The following is a 15,565-nucleotide window of genomic DNA, read 5'->3' as shown; positions in this document are numbered from 1 at the left end:
CCATGCAAGTCTGCCTGTTTCTGATCGGTGCGAGCGGACAGCAACCGCTGCTCGATATCGCGCCGTTGCAGTGCATCGACGGCTTGCGCAGCCTCGTCGTGCATGAGCCGATAACCCAACGCGTCGATCCGCGCATCCCGCCGGCTGCCGATGCGCCATCGAGCGTGCTGCAATTGTATTTCGATGAACTCGCCACCTTCGAGGCGGCAGCGAGACGGGATGGCCCCATTGATCGCGCGCTTAAAGAACCTTTGATTGCCGGGCGCTTTACGCAGCAGGTCATGGCCGTGCGCGCCCTGGCCCCGCTAGGTCTACACAGCGAAGGGCGTGTTCAGCGTTGCACTTATCTCGTCGCGTACGAAGGGCCTGCGGAGGACTTCGACATCTGGCTCGCGCATTACTTGCAGCATCATGCGCCGCTGATGTCGACCTTGCCCGCACTGCGCGAGCTGGAGATCTATACGCGCATCGAATGCACGAGCGGCCTACCGTGCGCGCGTGCGGATGTGATGCAGCGCAACAAGGTCGTCTTCGACGATGCGTCCGCGCTCGCCGACGCGCTCGCCTCGCCGGTGCGCGACCTGATGCGCCGCGATTTTCATACGTTGCCGCCTTATCAAGGCGGCACGCCGCATTTTGCAATGCGCAGCACATACGGTAATCTCGCCACACATTGATGGCCGCATGGCGCGACCAGCGCTTGTTCGTGAGTCAACCGTATGACCAAGCCCAACCTCGGTCTCGCCGATCTGAACCTGCTGCGCGTGTTCCTCGCCATCTGGGATCTGCGCAGCCTCACCGCCGCCGGCGAACGTCTGGAATTGACGCAGCCTGCGGTCAGTCACGCGCTACGGCGCTTACGCACACTTTTTGACGATCCACTCTTCGTGCGCACGCCCACCGGCATGGTGCCAACCGATGCCGCGCATCGGCTATATCCGCCGCTCGCGCAGGCGTTATCGATCATCAATGAGGCGGTCCAGCAACTTGCCAAGTTCGATCCCGCGACGGCGCGACGCGTGTTTCGCATCTCGATGTCAGACATGTCGGAGTTCTTTTTCCTGCCACCGCTGCTCGCGCTGCTTGACCGCGAGGCACGCGGCATTCGCATCGAAGTGGTGAATGTTCCGGTGGAATCCGTGAGCGCGGCCATGCGCGCCGGCGAAATTGATCTTGCACTGGGATATGTCCCGGGTCTCGACGCGGGATGTGTGAGCCAGACGTTGTTCGTCGACGAGCATGTATGCGTGGTGCGCGCCAATCATCCGTTAGGCAAATCGCGGCCGACGCGCGAAGACTTGGCTGCGTTGCGCTATGTCTACGCGAGCACGAACGCGACAGGCCATCGCATGGTCGAGCAATGGCTCGACGAGCTCAATCTTAAGCGCGATGTGGTCGTCCGACTGCCGCATTTCGTCGTGGCGCCCGAAATCGTAATGAACACGGACCTCGCCGTCATTTTCCCCAGGAGCATTGCGCGGCGCTTTAATCGCGGCAAGGCCTTCCGCATTCTGCCCTTGCCGTTCGCGTTACCGCCCATCGAAATACAGATTCACTCGCACACCCAGTTCGCCAGCGATCCCGGCGTCGCGTGGTTGCGGGAGACCATCTCCGCCATGTTTCGTCAGCCCGACGACTGACATTCATTTGCTGGGCTGATATCACGACGTCTTTTCGGCGAATTTGACGGAGATCAGTCTCGCCTCGACACTGTCTGTTATGCGAAGCCTTCCTAAAGGCCGCAGCCTACTCATTTAATGCGAGCAAACATGGCAACAGTTCATTCCTTGACCGCCGAGCGCAGCGCGGCGATGCCGGATCGCGCCCTCAAGCGTATTGTCATCGCGTCGGTCGCGGGCAATGCGATGGAGTGGTATGACTTCTTCGTCTACGGCACGGCGGCCGCACTCGTGTTCGGCAAGTTGTTTTTCCCGGCCAACGCCGACCCGCTAATCGGCACGCTCGGGGCGTTCGCCGCATTCGCGATGGGCTTTGTCGCCCGGCCGCTCGGCGGCATCGTGTTTGGGCATATTGGCGACCGCTACGGACGGCGCGCATCGCTCGTCTGGACGCTGCTCATCATGGGCTTCGCAACTTTCGGCATTGGCTTATTGCCGACTTACGATCACGTCGGCGTGTGGGCACCCGTCGCGCTCGTCGCGCTTCGCCTTCTGCAAGGCGTTGCGTCCGGCGGTGAATGGGGCGGCGGAGTCTTGATGATCAGCGAGAACGCGCCTCCCGAAAAGCGCGGCTATTACGCGGCATGGAGTCAACTGGGCGTGGGCGGCGGTTTCGTGCTGTCCTCGGCGGCGTTCCTCGCGGTGCAGGCCTTGCCGCACGAGCAGTTCATCTCGTGGGGTTGGCGCCTACCGTTTCTCGCGAGCATCGTGATCTTTGCGCTCGGCGTCTACATTCGTCACAGCTTGCCCGAAAGCCGCGACTTTAAAAACGCGGAAGAAGCCGGCAAGACGTCCCACATGCCGGTGCTCGAAGCCATCAAGCGTCATCCGAAGGAGATCCTGATGGCGATGGGCCTCCGTGTCGCTGAAAACGGCGGCGCCTACATCTTCCTCGCGTTTTCGCTCGTGTACGGCAAGTTTGTCGGTATTCCCAATTCGACGATGCTCATCGGTGTCATGCTCGCGATGGTCATTGAAATGGTCGCTATGCTGCTGTGGGGCAAGCTCTCCGATCGGATCGGACGCAAGCCGGTGTACATGATCGGCGCGGTTTCGCTTGCGGTGATGGCCTTCCCGTTCTTCTGGCTGCTCGACACCCATTCGACCCCGCTCATCTGGCTTGCACTGGTACTGGGCACCGCCGTTTGTCACGGCGCGATGATTGGCACCTTGCCGGCGCTGGTCGGAGAATTGTTCAGCACGGAAGTGCGCTACTCCGGCGTCGCACTTGGACATGAAGTGGCCTCGATCTTCGCGGGCGGTCTATCGCCGCTGCTCGCCACGGCATTGTTGTTGCGCTATCACGCGTCCTGGCCCGTCGCGGTGTTTCTCATCGTGCTCAGTCTTATCACGGTCGTCACGCTACGTTTCACGCACGAAACGCGTCAGCGCTAGAGCGGCTCTTTTTGACGGCTTGCAGTCGCGAGGCATCATCAGTGCCATTGATGCAGTACAGGATTTTTAATCTATTTTGCTTATTCGACGGGCGGCACTAACATTGACGCATGGTTCCCAGGCAACACCTCAAAGGAAGGCGATCATGCAAGCTCACACCGTGAAAGTCCGAGTCGACGTGTTGCGCGAGGAAGCGCATGGCGTGCGGTCGTTCAGCGTCTCCAGAATCGACGGCGCGCCGTTTGAACCCTACGAGCCGGGTGCGCATATCGACGTCACCAGCCCTTCAGGCGTGACACGTCAGTATTCGCTTTGCGGCGATCCCGCATGTCTCGAGACGCAGATTTTCGCGGTCAAGAAGGAAGAGCAGTCGCGCGGCGGTTCACGTTCGCTTCACGAGGAAGTGACCGTAGGCACCGAGCTGGCCGTCGGCGCGCCGCGCAATCTTTTCCAACTCCACGCGGCCGCAAGCGAGCACATTCTCATTGCCGCAGGCATCGGCATCACGCCATTGCTGTCGATGGCTTATCGGCTCGTTGCGAGCAATGCGCGCTTCACGCTGCACTATTTCGCGCGCAGCGAGGCGCACGCTGCATTCGTGACGTTGCTGACGCGCGCACCGTTCAATGCCGACGTAAAACTGCATTTCGGCGTCGAGCGGCACCAACAGCGTGACAAGCTTGATGAATGCATTCGCGATGCCGGTCCGAACGCGCATGTCTACACATGCGGGCCGAGCGCCTTTATGGATGCTGTGGTCGAGACGGCGCAAACTCGCCTGCCTGCGGACGCGATTCATCTCGAACGCTTCAAGGCCGAGCCTCTCCCCGCGGCCGAAACATCGCTGGACAGCTTCGAGGTGCAACTCGCAAGCAGCGGACAAACGGTTCGCGTGGACAAGAGCACGTCGATCATCGATGCGCTCGCGTCGATCGGCATCGAAGTCGATACGTCGTGTGGCGAAGGCGTTTGCGGTACGTGCATGGTCGACGTCGTGAGCGGCGAGCCCGAGCATCGTGATCACTGTCTTAGCAAAGCGGAACGCGCGAGCAACAGCGTGATCTGCTGCTGCGTGTCGCGTTCTCGTTCACCTGTGCTGGTGCTCGATCTCTGAGCGAGATCACATCCTCTTGAAGCCAGCGAGGGTGTCGGTCATAAGGCCGCGCATCCACGCGAGGCCTTCATCCTCGTGGAAGTGTTCGTGCCAGTGCATCGTAACGCCCACTCTCGGCAGTGGCACCGGCATCGCGTAGATACGGAACGCGTCGCCTCGATTGAGGATATGCGCGAGCTTTTCCGGCAGCGTGGCAAGCAGATCCGTTGCAGCCAGCACGCCGGGCACCGCCACAAAATGCGGCAACGCCAGTGCGATATTGCGCCCGACGCCTTGTGCGCGCAGCGCATCATCCAACGCGTCATGGCTGTGCTCGAGCGAGCGAACCTGAACGTGCGACGCGGCAAGAAACTGCTCGAGCTTCAGCTTCTTGCCTTCGGGCAGATCGTCGCGTTTGCGCGTCATGCACACATACGACTCCTCGAAGAGCACGCAATGGCGCGTGCGCGGCAATAGCGACGGCAAGTTGCCGATCGCGAAATCCAGCCGACTCGCGCGCAACGCTTCTTCGATTTCTTCTACCGGCAACGGCTCGACGACCAGCTTCGCGCGCGGCGCGGCGTTGCGTAACGCGGCACAGATTGCCGGCAGATACGCCATCTCGCCCGCATCCGACAGCGACAGGCGGAACGTTCGGGTGCTCGTCGCCGGATCGAAGCGCTCGGCGTAACGCAACGCCTGTCGCACAGTATCGAGCGCGCGTCCGACGATCTCAGCCAGTTCCAGGGCGACGGGCGTGGGCTGCATGCCCGCGCGTGTGCGAATGAACAGCGTGTCGTCGAACAGGGTGCGTAACCGCCCGAGCGAATAGCTGACCGCGGGTTGCGAGAGCGCGAGCCGCTCGCCTGCGCGCGTCAGGCTACGCTCTTCCACGATAGCCTGGAAAACGCGCAGCAGATTGAGATCGATATGGTCGATGGATGTCATGGCAGGCAGTTTGAGATATCGGCCGCACTTATTGGGCGCCCTGTTTTTAATCGATTTGACGCATGATCTTCGAAAAGCGAGACTGATGTCAACGAGAGGATGCGCCGACTGCACGGCCAGGCTCGTGTTAGTCGCTCAATCAGCCACTCAACTTCTCCCCAGGAATACGATGAGTACGTCGACCTACCAAACCATCGACACGAGCGCGCTTGCCAAGCGCGCTGAGTCCGATCGCATCGCGCCTTCGCTCTACTACGATCCGGAGTTGTTCGAAGCTGAACTCGAACGCATCTTCTACAAGACGTGGGTCTGGGTGGCGCACGACAGCGAGCTGCCCAAGCCGGGCGACTTTGTGACGACGACCATTGGCCGCCAGCCCGTCATCGTGGTGCGCGATAAGACCGGATCCGTGAACGTGTTGCAGAACCGTTGCCGTCATCGGGGCGCAACCGTGTGCGAAGAGCACAAGGGCAACGCAAAGGGCTTCACGTGCCCGTATCACAGCTGGTCGTATGCGCTCGACGGCACGCTGCGCGCGCTGCCTTACGGCGATGGTTACGAAGGCGTGTGTGAGAAAGGCGATCTGCCGCTCAAAAAGCTGCGGGTGGGCGTCTATCAAGGGCTGATTTTCGCAAGCTTCGATGAATCCATCGAACCGCTCGAGGACTTTCTCGGTGGCGCCAAGCCTTGGATCGATCTTTTCATGAAGCAAGGCGCGGGCTATCCGATCAAGGCGAACGGCGAGCACAAATTCAAATTCAAGGGCAATTGGAAGATTCAGCTCGAGAACACGACCGACCTCTATCACTTTCCCGTCGTGCATAAGTCTTGGATGAAGTCCATCGACGAAGAAACGGCCGCCGTCATCACGAGCTTCATGACGAGCGACAAGGCGTTTTGCCGCTCACTAGGCAACGGTCACAGCCTTGCCGTACTAGTGCCGGAAATCGTCGATCTCGATCAGGACGACGGTGCACCGCTGCCCGAGCGTTTCAATGAACTCGCCGCGCAGCTCGCGGAAAAGCACACGCAGGAGGAAGTACGCCGCATCGTTCGTTCGCTGATGGGCGTCGGCTTCAACCTGAATCTGTTTCCGAACCTAGCATTATCAATGGCGTTCTTCCGCGTGCTGCGGCCGATTTCCGTTAATGAAACGGAGATCCGTCACGTCGCGCTTGGGATGGACGGCGGCCCCGAAGAAGCGAACCGCGTGCGTCTGCGCATCCACGAGCATTTCCAAGGCCCGTTTGGCTTCGGCAGCCCCGACGATGCGGAAGCCTGGGAACGTGTGCAACGCGGCTCTTATGCAGGCCCCGATGTACCGATTCTGGTGAATCGCGGTCTTAATCGCGAAACCACGGCTCCGAACGGAGAAAAGACTGCGCACTCGACCGACGAAACTGGGATGCGCGAAGCCTACAGGCAGTGGCGGGACATGATGGAGCAAGCATGATGGACGAACGCAACGCACTCTTTACCGATCAGACCTTTGCGCGCGCGATCGCGTTCATCTGGCGCGAAGCCGAACTGCTCGATCACCGCGACTATCGCGTCTGGCTGGAGATGTGGGACCCGAAAGGCCATTATGTAGTACCCATTGATCCGCAGACAACCGACTACGCATCGACGCTCAACTATGCATACGACGACCATCACATGCGCGAGTTGCGCGTGCAGCGCATGACGTCCGGCTTCTCGGCATCGGCCTCTGATGCGGCACGCACGGTGCGCACGGTGTCGCGCTTTACGCTCTCGGACGACAGCGCGGATCTCGTTGAGGTGAAGTCCTCGCAGATCGTCATTGCTTACAAGCGGGGCGCCTCGACGATTTTTGCTGCCGACCTGACACACAAAATCGACATGTCGAGCGGCGAGCCGCGTCTGGTCGAAAAGGTGGTTCGCCTGATCGACTCGACCGAGGCGCTGAGCGCCATCGGCTTCCTGCTCTGATGTCACGCGCGCGTCGTCGATCAGCTGTCATCAACCAGCGGCGGTGCGCGCTCTAATGTTCCATTACGCTCATGCCGACACTCGAAGTCTATCTGCCTGCAGGTCACACCGACCAACGCAAGGCATCGCTCATTCACGGGCTCACGCAAGCGACGGCACATGCAATTGGCGCGCCGGCCGAATCCGTTCGCATTCTGCTGTCAGAATTGCCCGCATCGAACAGTGGCTTGGGCGGCAAGCTTAGCGCGGCGGGATTACCCGTCATTATTGCAATCCTAATCGCAGGACGCACCGATGCGCAAAAGGAAGCGCTGATCTCGCAACTCTGCCAGACGAGCGCGGCCGTCCTCGACGCGCCCTTACAGGCGACGCGCGTCATGATTAAGGACATACCGAACACGGATTTCGGCATCGGCGGACAAACCGCGCGCGCGCTCGGCCGCTGATCTTTAGCCGACGCAGAGGTGACTGTGAGTGACTCACGACACCAGCAGTGTTTACAAACAGGATGTCGTCAACAACAGTGAGTGATGCGATGACCGATCACACCATCGAAGTGCTGCAAGCGCGTGTGCGGGCTCTCGAAGGACAGAACGCGGTGCGCAGGACGATCGCGCGCTACATGGCGTTGTGTGACGTGCCAGCGCGCGCTCTCGAGGGCGAATCGCTCGCGGCATTGTTCAGCGAAGATGCCGTGTGGGAAGGCATCGGTCCGAACTATGCGAACAAATTCGGCCGCCTGCAGGGACCGGAGCAAATCGTCGCGATGCTCCAGCGCTACTTGCCGCCCACGCCGCATTTTACGACCAATGTTCATTTCCTGACCGCCGAGCATATCGAAAGCGATGGCGTCGCGGCGAAGGGCCGCTGGATTATGCTACAGGCGTCGGGTTACGTCGATGCCAAGGCGGAGCTGATCGCGGCGCGCCTCGAAATCGACTTCGCGCCTTCGTCAGGCGACGATCCGGGGTGGGTTATCACGCATTTCCGCACGGAGCGCCTGTTCGACGCGCCGTGGCAAGTCAATTCGGCGCAAGGAACATCAGCATGAGCGCGTTCATCAAAACATTCGAGGTTGGGCCGCAGGACCGACCGAGCGCACCGACGATCGCCATTAAGGACAGCATCGACATCGCGGGTTGTGCGACCACCGCCGCGAGCCGGGCGCTTGCGGATGCGCCACCCGCCGCCCGTCACGCGCAAGTCGTGCAGCGTCTCATCGACGCGGGCTGGCGCATCGCCGGCAAGACCAACATGCACGAGCTCGCGTTCGGGATGACCGGTATTAACGATGTCAGCGGCACGCCTCCCAATCCTCAGGATCCTGCGCTCATTCCAGGTGGCTCTTCGAGCGGCTCTGCGTCGGCCGTAGGCGACGGGCTCGTAGACGCTGCGCTCGGCACCGACACCGGCGGATCGGTGCGTTGCCCGGCCGCTTGTTGCGGCGTCATTGGTCTTAAGCCGACGTTCGGCCGTGTGTCGCGCGATGGCGTCGCGCCACGCGAAACGACGCTCGATTGCGTCGGCCCGTTTGCGCGCGACATGAACACGATCATCGATGTGATGCTGGCGATCGACCCTTCGTTTCAGCCGGGGAAAGCGCGTCGGGATGCCTCAAAGGCGCGCGTGGCGATCATCGACGTCGAAGCTGACGACGACATTTCGCGAGCAGTCGCGGGTGCCATGGAGCGCGCGGGCGTCGCGACCCGGAAGGTTCGACTTGAGTCGATGAAAGATGCGTTCGTCGCCGGCCTCGCTGTCATCAACGCGGAAACGTGGCGCGCGTTCGGGCATTTGATAGCCAGCGGGAAGCTTGGTGCGGACATCGATGCACGTTTGCGTGCCGCCGCGAACACATCGGCCGCCGATCTCGATGCCGCCGAACGTGTGCGACGCGCGTTCACGGACGAAGTCGACAGGACCCTGGAAGAAGCCGAGGTCATCGTGCTGCCGACGATGCCGTCGCTACCGATCACGCTCGACGCGGCGCGCGAGGGAACCTCGGTAATCGCCATGTCCTCGCTCATTCGTCCCTTCAATCTAAGCGGCCATCCGGCGCTCACGCTACCCATTCCCATCGAGCAATCGAGAATGAAGGCCGGCCTGCAGATCGTCGGACGAAAGGGCCGGGACGAAATGGTGTGCAGCGTGGCCGCGTTCATCGAGGCAATGCTTCAGACGTAGACGCACCGACCGCGGAGAAGAAGGGCAACAAGATTGCCCGAAGAGCCGGCCTGACCGTGCGGTACAGGCCTGGGCGCTGTCGCCGCGCACCGCTTTCACGACGCCGGCCGACACCTCGTAGCCGATATCGAGCTTGACGCCGCTGGGTGCTCGCACAATACCTGGCAATGCTCTTTATTTCCCATCGCGTTCGTCTGATCGCTGATGAACGGATCGTCCGGGCCGCTGACGTTCCGCCATCCACAAGCCATTCATCAAACTGATACCCGTACTATTTTCGGTGGATTTGACGGTATCGAATGATGCATCGACACTAGTGCCGGCGCTCACAAGTCCGCCATGGACGCCAGCACCGCCATCGGACGGACGGCGATGTTGATCACCGCTCCTCTCCAAGCCCTACCGAATGAATCCGACAACTTCATCCGTCGCACGTAGAGAAGCAAAGCAACAAGCGTCCTGACAAATTGAGCGCGCGCCCGCGTGATTCGAGTTCTTGCACCGAGCCATAGTCATGGAGATACGCGATGCTTACAAAAAGGGATGGCAACGCCTCGCTGTCGCCGTCGACGCTGACGCAACTGCTCATCGCGTCAGTTGCACTGTTGATGACCGCGTGCGGCGGTGGGACGGACGCGGCGCCCACCACCAGCCAAACCGCCGGGGTAAGTTGCTCTTCTTGCTCAGCGTCTCAGCACCCGCGCAGCGTTTCCCGCAGAAGGTCGCGCGCCTTTGACGTACCGCGGTGAATGATTCATCAGGGAACGTCTATCTGCAAAGCACTGAATAACTGGCAACGCCAGGGTCGGTCCATGAACTTGCTATGGAGTGCGCCATATGCCAATCACCTGCTTTTAGAAACCGCACCGAGATGATTACATCATCAATGATATGCCGCATGAAAGCGATTCATGGACACCATTAATGTCCTGAATTTGACGGCGAGAAACGCCCCCAAGATACTCGGATTCATCCTGCGCCGCAGGCCCCGCCAACTGGATGGACGATGGTGGTCACGAAATGTCCCTACTCATACAAGGACGACGGTAGCCATGACTACACGGAGACGGAACGCATTGGAGAGGATGGAACTTGGCGCTGTATTGGCGCAGTATGAAATGAACCTCTTGCGCACATTGCTCGTATTTTCGAGCATCGCCGTGACGCTAGCGGCTTGCGGAGCCGATAGCAGCTCATCGACGATCCCGGACCCGACCATCGCTACTACGACTGATGGCGCCGTACAAGGCTCGAGCGCTAACGGCGTGATCGCTTACAAGGGCATCCCTTTTGCGGCTCCACCAGTCGGGAGCTTACGCTGGAGACCCCCGCAACCGGTATCCGCATGGAGCGGCGTGCGTCAAGCGACGTCTTTTGTTCACGATTGCATGCAGACTAGCGGCACCGCCCCTAGCGCACTCACTGTAACGCCCTCTGAAGATTGCCTGTACCTCAACGTCTGGCGCCCGCAGCGAAGCAACGCCACGGCTGCCAGAAACGAAAAGTTGCCGGTAATGGTTTGGATCTACGGTGGTGGATACGTTGGGGGCGGAACGTCAATGCCAAGATTTGATGGAACACAGTTTGCAAAACAAGGCGTCGTGATCGTCACTACTAACTACCGTCTCGGAAGATTTGGATTTTTCGGGCATCCTGCACTGACGGCAGCTGCTTCGCAATCGGGCGAGGTATTGGGAAACTACGGCTACATGGATCAAATCGCCGCACTGAAGTGGGTGCAGCGTAACATCTCGAATTTCGGTGGCGATCCGGGAAATGTCACCGTTTTCGGGCAGTCGGCCGGGGGTGAGTCGATTCACAACCTATTGACATCGCCGTTGGCAACCGGATTGTTCCAGAAGGCGATCAATGAGTCCGGCAATGGACGCGTCAATCAGTACTATGGGCGCACGCTTACACGTAACGCAAAAACAGTCGGGGCGTCGGCCGAAGAGCAGGGTGCTTTGTTCGCTCAGGGATTCGGGATCAATGGTAGCGATACGAGCGCTCTTCAAGCCATGCGCGCGCTATCTGCGGATCAGATTGTCGATGGACTGAACAGTTCGACATTGAATTCTCCGCACAGCCTTGCCACGTTTTCGGGCGGTTCGATCGTCGACGGCAAACTCGTTCTCGACGAACCGGAGAATCTGTACAAAAATGGCCAGTTCACGAAGGTGCCCCTAATGTTGGGAGTCAACAATGCCGACCTCGGCTTTTCCACTCCGGGCATTAGCACGAAGGAACAGGCCTATGCGATCTTTGGCCCCCAGAATCTGGGCGCGGCTGCTGCCGCGTTCGATCCCTCGGGCACGGCCTCCGTTGCTTCCATTGAGAGCCAGATTTCGCGTGTCATCACCATGGACGAGCCTGCACGTTTCATCGCGCGAACTTTCACCTCAGCAGGCGTACCGACCTACCTTTATCGCTTCTCGTACGTCGCGCAGTCGGTGCGAGAGAAGATCAGTGGCGCAACGCACGGCGCCGAGATCCCATACGTTTTCGACACGCTATCTTCGACGTATGGTACTGCGGTCACTAGTCAGGACGAACAGGTAGCGCAGCGCATGATTGCCTACTGGGCTGCGTTTGCCAAAACCGGCAATCCGTCTGACGCGGGTTTAACTAACTGGCCGGCCTATGACGTCGCTTTGGACAGTCAGATGGAGTTCACACCGGCAGGCACTTTGCAAGTGAATCAACCAAGTCCGTTGAAAGCGCAAATCGATCTGATTGAGCCGCTTAATGACGCGAACAAAACGGTCAATCGGCAATATCAATAGTAAGGCACAGAAGTTTGACGAGTGGCTATTTCCCGTGCCGCTCGGGGGCTGCGAACGCGGCGATCTGCGCTCGCGGCCACCAAAGGGAACAACAGACCGGCGGAACGCCGTACAGATTCATTGCTCGTCCTTTGGGGAGCCTTCGACCCGTGGCTTTCCGAAGGTCCGACCACAAGCGAAGAGCGGCAGTTCATACTCTCGCTGCCCAACGTCGCCAGGGGGTCGGCTGCCGCCCCCTCTGGCTCACCACACGGGCTGACCAAGATAAGAACCTGGACCGCCGACAATGGCCCGCGTCCGCAAAACGGCCCTGGACCGATAAATAGCCTTATCTGTCCATCGCTGTTTTTGACCCAAACTGGCGAGCATGAAAACGCGTGAGACCCATCCCATCGCCTTCCCGGACGACGCCGAACTGGCTGCGCTGCGCGCCTGGTACGCCGGGCTCGGCGCTCGAGCCGCCGTGGCCCGCTATTTGGGCGACCGCAAGGCGCGAGGGGCATCCGCGCGCGGCGTGCTCGGCCGCATCCGACGCGCCTTGATCTCATACGCGGCAAGCCACCATCGGGCCGATCTGGCGGAGATATTCATCGGTGAGCAGTCCGCCGGATCGGCCGATACCGTCGCGCGCGTAATCGAGACGTTACGCAGCTTGCCAGCGCCGGTGCCGCATATTGCCGACGAGATCGACCGGTGGTTGCCGCCGCGCGTGGTGGCCGCCCTGCGGGCGCACGGCATCCGGACGCTGGCCGACCTGACCGTGCGGATTCCGCGCCGGCGCCGCTGGTGGACCGCAATCGCCGGACTCGGTGTCGCCAGCGCACGCCGTGTGGAGACGTTCTTCGCTGCGTACCCGGCGCTGACCGAACGGGCGCGGGCGGCGTGCGAGAAACTGCGTGAATGCCATGGCCTCGTGCTGTCGAAGGAAACCGTGCGGCACCTGATGACGGATGCCGGCCTGTGGGTGCCACGCAAGCAGCGTCCTCCGAAGGTCTACCAACCGCGTGCCCGACGGGCTTGTTTCGGTGAGCTGGTACAAATCGACGGCAGTGATCACCACTGGTTTGAAGACCGAGGGCTCGCGTGCACACTGCTGGTGTTTGTCGACGACGCGACAAGTCGGCTGATGCACTTGCACTTCGCGCCGACCGAATCGACGTTCAGCTATTTCGAGGCCACGCGCGCGTATCTCGAACGCCACGGCAAGCCGGTGGCATTCTATAGCGACCGCGCAAGCGTGTTCTACGTTCACAAGCGCGAGGAGACGTGAGGCAAAGGCGTCACGCAGTTCGGCCGCGCGATGTATGAGCTGAACATCGACACGTTCTGCGCCAACAGCAGCGCCGCCAAAGGACGCGTTGAACGGGCTCATCTGACGCTGCAGGATCGCCTGGTAAAGGAGCTGCGGCTGCGTGATATCAGCACCATTGCAGCTGCAAACGCGTTTGCCTGCGTTTTCATGGCGGCCTATAACGCACGCTTCGCAAAGCCGCCAAGAAGCGCGTACGACGCGCACCGGCCGCTGCGCGATGACGAGAATCTCGACGCGGTTTTGACTTGGCGGGTACAGCGCAAGGTATCGGATGCGCTGACGTTGCTGAACGATCGCGTACTCTGGCTGCTCGATGACACGGCAGCGAACCGCAGGCTGATCGGCCGCTACATCGATGTGTGGGAATACCCGGATGGGCGCCTCGAAATCCGCGCTGATGGCAGCGTGCTGCATGCTGTGCCGTATGACAAGCTCGCAGACATCGACCAAGGCGCGATCATCGAGAACAAGCGTCTTGGTCATGCGTTGCAGGTCGCGCGAGCGTTACAGGCGCAGCGCGATAACCGTCGGATCTCAGGCTCGCCGTCTCGTACAAACCGAGGTGCTGCGGTGCGCACTCACAAGCCCTTGCCCGGCACGAAGAAGTCGCGCGCATTCACCCGAGCCGATCTGGATCAAGCAATCGTGCAGGTCGCGCAGCAGTCTAAGACGCCTTTAACACCTGGCCCGCGGTCTGCTCGCACTCGCTGAACAGTCTGACACGCCCCGGTCCGATCAGGACCGTCCTTCAACACTACGTGAATTCAAACCGTTTAAAACAGAGCCAATCACACATCAAAAACACGACATCTGTATTTAGCCGGCGGTACGACATTTCAATTTTGCTTTGACACGGAATGTGGGAGCAGAGTAGTAGTGTCGTACTTGAGCAAAGTACAGATGTCGTACCAAGGGATCTGTAGAGCATGCTGGTGCGGTTTTCCCGCCTATGGGGACCGCCACGACGCGCACCGGGACGAGCACAATGAGCATGCGGGAGCTTGACCGGCTGAAAGTCAGGCGGTCGCCGAGGCGCGTCTGACGACTTGGCGCGCTGCTGAGCGGCTGGGTCTGAACCGACGCTAGGTGGAGCGGTTCGTGATCCGCTATCGCGAGCAGCGTGCCCCTGAACCCTTCAGCACTTGACGCTGGCGATTCGCCTCCGCGTAGCAAGGTGGTAGTCGTCATGTCAACTGAGACGGACGTCTCAATGACATCGATGGTGCATTGCGGTGTGATTTCGGCGAATGCGCGTGGTACAACGCTTGAACCAACGAAGTATCGATGTGCCGCGCAATGACGTGTTATGCGCGACGCGCCATCGGACCGCCGGAGACTGGCCATGCCCTATGTTCCTCAGACTCGACATATCGAACGCGTGCGCAGTGTGATCGAGGCGCGTGCGCCCCGTTCGGGCGACGGTGCATCGCACCGACTCGTGTCATCGTACCGGCGTTCGCTCGAGCAATATCACCTCGATCCGGGTGCCACGGTCGGACCGCGCATCCTGACAACGCCGGAGCTTCGCGATATTCGCCAGCGCGAGGAACCGGTGCTGCGCGCGTCGGGGCAGTGCCTGTCGCAACTGCACGAGATGGTGCGAGAAGCCGACTATTGCGTGATGCTTACCGATGCGGCTGGCGTGACGATCGACTATCGCGTCGACCCGGACCGTCGCAACGCGTTCAAGCGCGCGGGGCTGTATCCGGGTTCGTGTTGGTCGGAGCGCGAGGAAGGGACCTGCGGCATAGCGACCGTGCTGCTCGACTGTGAACCGATCACGGTGCACAAGTTCGACCACTTTCGCGCCGCGTTCACCACGCTGACGTGCAGCGCCGCGCCCATCTTCGGCCTTTCCGGCGAGCTGATTGGCGTGCTCGACGCGTCAGCCGTACGGTCCCCGGACGAACGCGAGAGTCAGCGCCTCGTCAACCATATCCTGCGGCAGAGCGCGATTCTGATCGAAAACAGCTATTTTCTCCACGCCACGACGAACCGCTGGGTGATGCTTGCACACCGCAACCGCCACTACGTGGAATCGCAGCCCGAGATCCTCATTGCCTTCGACGAGCGCGGCCGGGCTGTCGCCGCGAACCGCCGGGCAAAGGAATGCGTGCCGGGCCTCGAGCGCTTGCCGTGTGATGCGTCGGAACTCTTCAATACCCGCGTCTTACGGCTTCTCGATGCCCGCATGGGAAGCGACTTCATATCGCTGCGGCTC

13 protein-coding genes and 1 pseudogene are annotated in these 15,565 nt (G+C 60.6%); 13 read left to right on the top strand and 1 reads right to left on the bottom strand.

Going from position 1 to position 15,565, the window contains the following annotated elements:
- Positions 1-2 precede the first annotated feature (2 nt).
- The 4 genes from AWB66_RS28615 to AWB66_RS28600 all read left to right on the top strand — a co-directional run bounded on the left by AWB66_RS28615 (position 3) and on the right by AWB66_RS28600 (position 4,188).
- Positions 3-677, top strand: coding sequence for an ethyl tert-butyl ether degradation protein EthD (locus AWB66_RS28615; protein WP_200819088.1), 675 nt, complete (start codon positions 3-5; stop codon positions 675-677).
- A gap of 42 nt (positions 678-719) precedes the next feature.
- Positions 720-1,640, top strand: coding sequence for a LysR family transcriptional regulator (locus AWB66_RS28610; RefSeq protein ID WP_087633434.1), 921 nt, complete (start codon positions 720-722; stop codon positions 1,638-1,640).
- Positions 1,641-1,769: 129 nt separating this feature from the next.
- Positions 1,770-3,074, top strand: a complete 1,305-nt coding sequence (locus tag AWB66_RS28605) for an MFS transporter (protein WP_087633433.1) — start codon at positions 1,770-1,772, stop codon at positions 3,072-3,074.
- Positions 3,075-3,219: 145 nt separating this feature from the next.
- Positions 3,220-4,188, top strand: a complete 969-nt coding sequence (locus tag AWB66_RS28600; RefSeq protein WP_087633432.1) for a PDR/VanB family oxidoreductase — start codon at positions 3,220-3,222, stop codon at positions 4,186-4,188.
- A 6-nt stretch (positions 4,189-4,194) separates the two neighbouring features.
- Here AWB66_RS28600 and AWB66_RS28595 read toward each other — a convergent pair whose 3' ends face one another.
- Complete coding sequence (locus AWB66_RS28595) at positions 4,195-5,115, bottom strand: LysR family transcriptional regulator (RefSeq protein WP_087633431.1); 921 nt, start codon at positions 5,113-5,115, stop codon at positions 4,195-4,197.
- A 169-nt stretch (positions 5,116-5,284) separates the two neighbouring features.
- Between AWB66_RS28595 and AWB66_RS28590 the strand changes: the two genes are divergently transcribed.
- The 9 genes and pseudogenes from AWB66_RS28590 to AWB66_RS28555 all read left to right on the top strand — a co-directional run.
- Positions 5,285-6,568 (top strand): aromatic ring-hydroxylating oxygenase subunit alpha, encoded by a 1,284-nt coding sequence (locus AWB66_RS28590; RefSeq protein ID WP_087633430.1) that lies wholly within the window; start codon positions 5,285-5,287, stop codon positions 6,566-6,568.
- Complete coding sequence (locus AWB66_RS28585) at positions 6,565-7,065, top strand: aromatic-ring-hydroxylating dioxygenase subunit beta (RefSeq protein WP_087633429.1); 501 nt, start codon at positions 6,565-6,567, stop codon at positions 7,063-7,065. Before AWB66_RS28590 ends, AWB66_RS28585 begins: the two co-directional genes overlap by 4 nt.
- Positions 7,066-7,136: 71 nt before the next feature.
- On the top strand, positions 7,137-7,511 hold the full coding sequence (locus AWB66_RS28580; protein WP_087633428.1) for a tautomerase family protein: 375 nt from the start codon (positions 7,137-7,139) through the stop codon (positions 7,509-7,511).
- Between the two features lie 89 nt (positions 7,512-7,600).
- Positions 7,601-8,116 carry a nuclear transport factor 2 family protein gene (locus AWB66_RS28575; RefSeq protein WP_087633427.1) on the top strand — a complete coding sequence of 172 codons (516 nt, stop codon included), beginning with the start codon at positions 7,601-7,603 and terminating at the stop codon, positions 8,114-8,116.
- The gene (locus AWB66_RS28570; protein ID WP_087633426.1) at positions 8,113-9,249 is read left to right on the top strand and encodes an amidase; all 1,137 of its coding nucleotides are present in this window, start codon (positions 8,113-8,115) and stop codon (positions 9,247-9,249) included. Before AWB66_RS28575 ends, AWB66_RS28570 begins: the two co-directional genes overlap by 4 nt.
- A 911-nt stretch (positions 9,250-10,160) precedes the next feature.
- Positions 10,161-12,032, top strand: a complete 1,872-nt coding sequence (locus AWB66_RS28565; protein WP_327355633.1) for a carboxylesterase/lipase family protein — start codon at positions 10,161-10,163, stop codon at positions 12,030-12,032.
- 367 nt (positions 12,033-12,399) lie between these two features.
- Positions 12,400-12,912: pseudogene (locus AWB66_RS34590) on the top strand (phage integrase family protein); the annotation flags it as partial.
- Between the two features lie 420 nt (positions 12,913-13,332).
- Positions 13,333-14,055 (top strand): hypothetical protein, encoded by a 723-nt coding sequence (locus AWB66_RS34585; protein WP_235021277.1) that lies wholly within the window; start codon positions 13,333-13,335, stop codon positions 14,053-14,055.
- A gap of 631 nt (positions 14,056-14,686) precedes the next feature.
- Positions 14,687-15,565: sigma-54-dependent Fis family transcriptional regulator (locus AWB66_RS28555; RefSeq protein ID WP_087633454.1), on the top strand; the 879-nt coding region annotated here is incomplete at its 3' end.

Origin of the sequence: Caballeronia telluris, from assembly GCF_001544495.1 — a bacterium.
GTDB lineage: Bacteria > Pseudomonadota > Gammaproteobacteria > Burkholderiales > Burkholderiaceae > Caballeronia > Caballeronia telluris.
The sequence above is the reverse complement of the archived record's forward strand: the minus strand, read 5'-3'. Positions and strand labels throughout refer to the sequence as shown.

Coding starts and splice junctions, on each gene's coding strand:
- AWB66_RS28615 (WP_200819088.1), top strand. CDS start 3: ATGCAAGTCTGCCTGTTTCTGATCGGTGCGAGCGGACAGCAACCGCTG.
- AWB66_RS28610 (WP_087633434.1), top strand. CDS start 720: ATGACCAAGCCCAACCTCGGTCTCGCCGATCTGAACCTGCTGCGCGTG.
- AWB66_RS28605 (WP_087633433.1), top strand. CDS start 1,770: ATGGCAACAGTTCATTCCTTGACCGCCGAGCGCAGCGCGGCGATGCCG.
- AWB66_RS28600 (WP_087633432.1), top strand. CDS start 3,220: ATGCAAGCTCACACCGTGAAAGTCCGAGTCGACGTGTTGCGCGAGGAA.
- AWB66_RS28595 (WP_087633431.1), bottom strand. CDS start 5,115: ATGACATCCATCGACCATATCGATCTCAATCTGCTGCGCGTTTTCCAG.
- AWB66_RS28590 (WP_087633430.1), top strand. CDS start 5,285: ATGAGTACGTCGACCTACCAAACCATCGACACGAGCGCGCTTGCCAAG.
- AWB66_RS28585 (WP_087633429.1), top strand. CDS start 6,565: ATGATGGACGAACGCAACGCACTCTTTACCGATCAGACCTTTGCGCGC.
- AWB66_RS28580 (WP_087633428.1), top strand. CDS start 7,137: ATGCCGACACTCGAAGTCTATCTGCCTGCAGGTCACACCGACCAACGC.
- AWB66_RS28575 (WP_087633427.1), top strand. CDS start 7,601: ATGACCGATCACACCATCGAAGTGCTGCAAGCGCGTGTGCGGGCTCTC.
- AWB66_RS28570 (WP_087633426.1), top strand. CDS start 8,113: ATGAGCGCGTTCATCAAAACATTCGAGGTTGGGCCGCAGGACCGACCG.
- AWB66_RS28565 (WP_327355633.1), top strand. CDS start 10,161: ATGGACACCATTAATGTCCTGAATTTGACGGCGAGAAACGCCCCCAAG.
- AWB66_RS34585 (WP_235021277.1), top strand. CDS start 13,333: ATGTATGAGCTGAACATCGACACGTTCTGCGCCAACAGCAGCGCCGCC.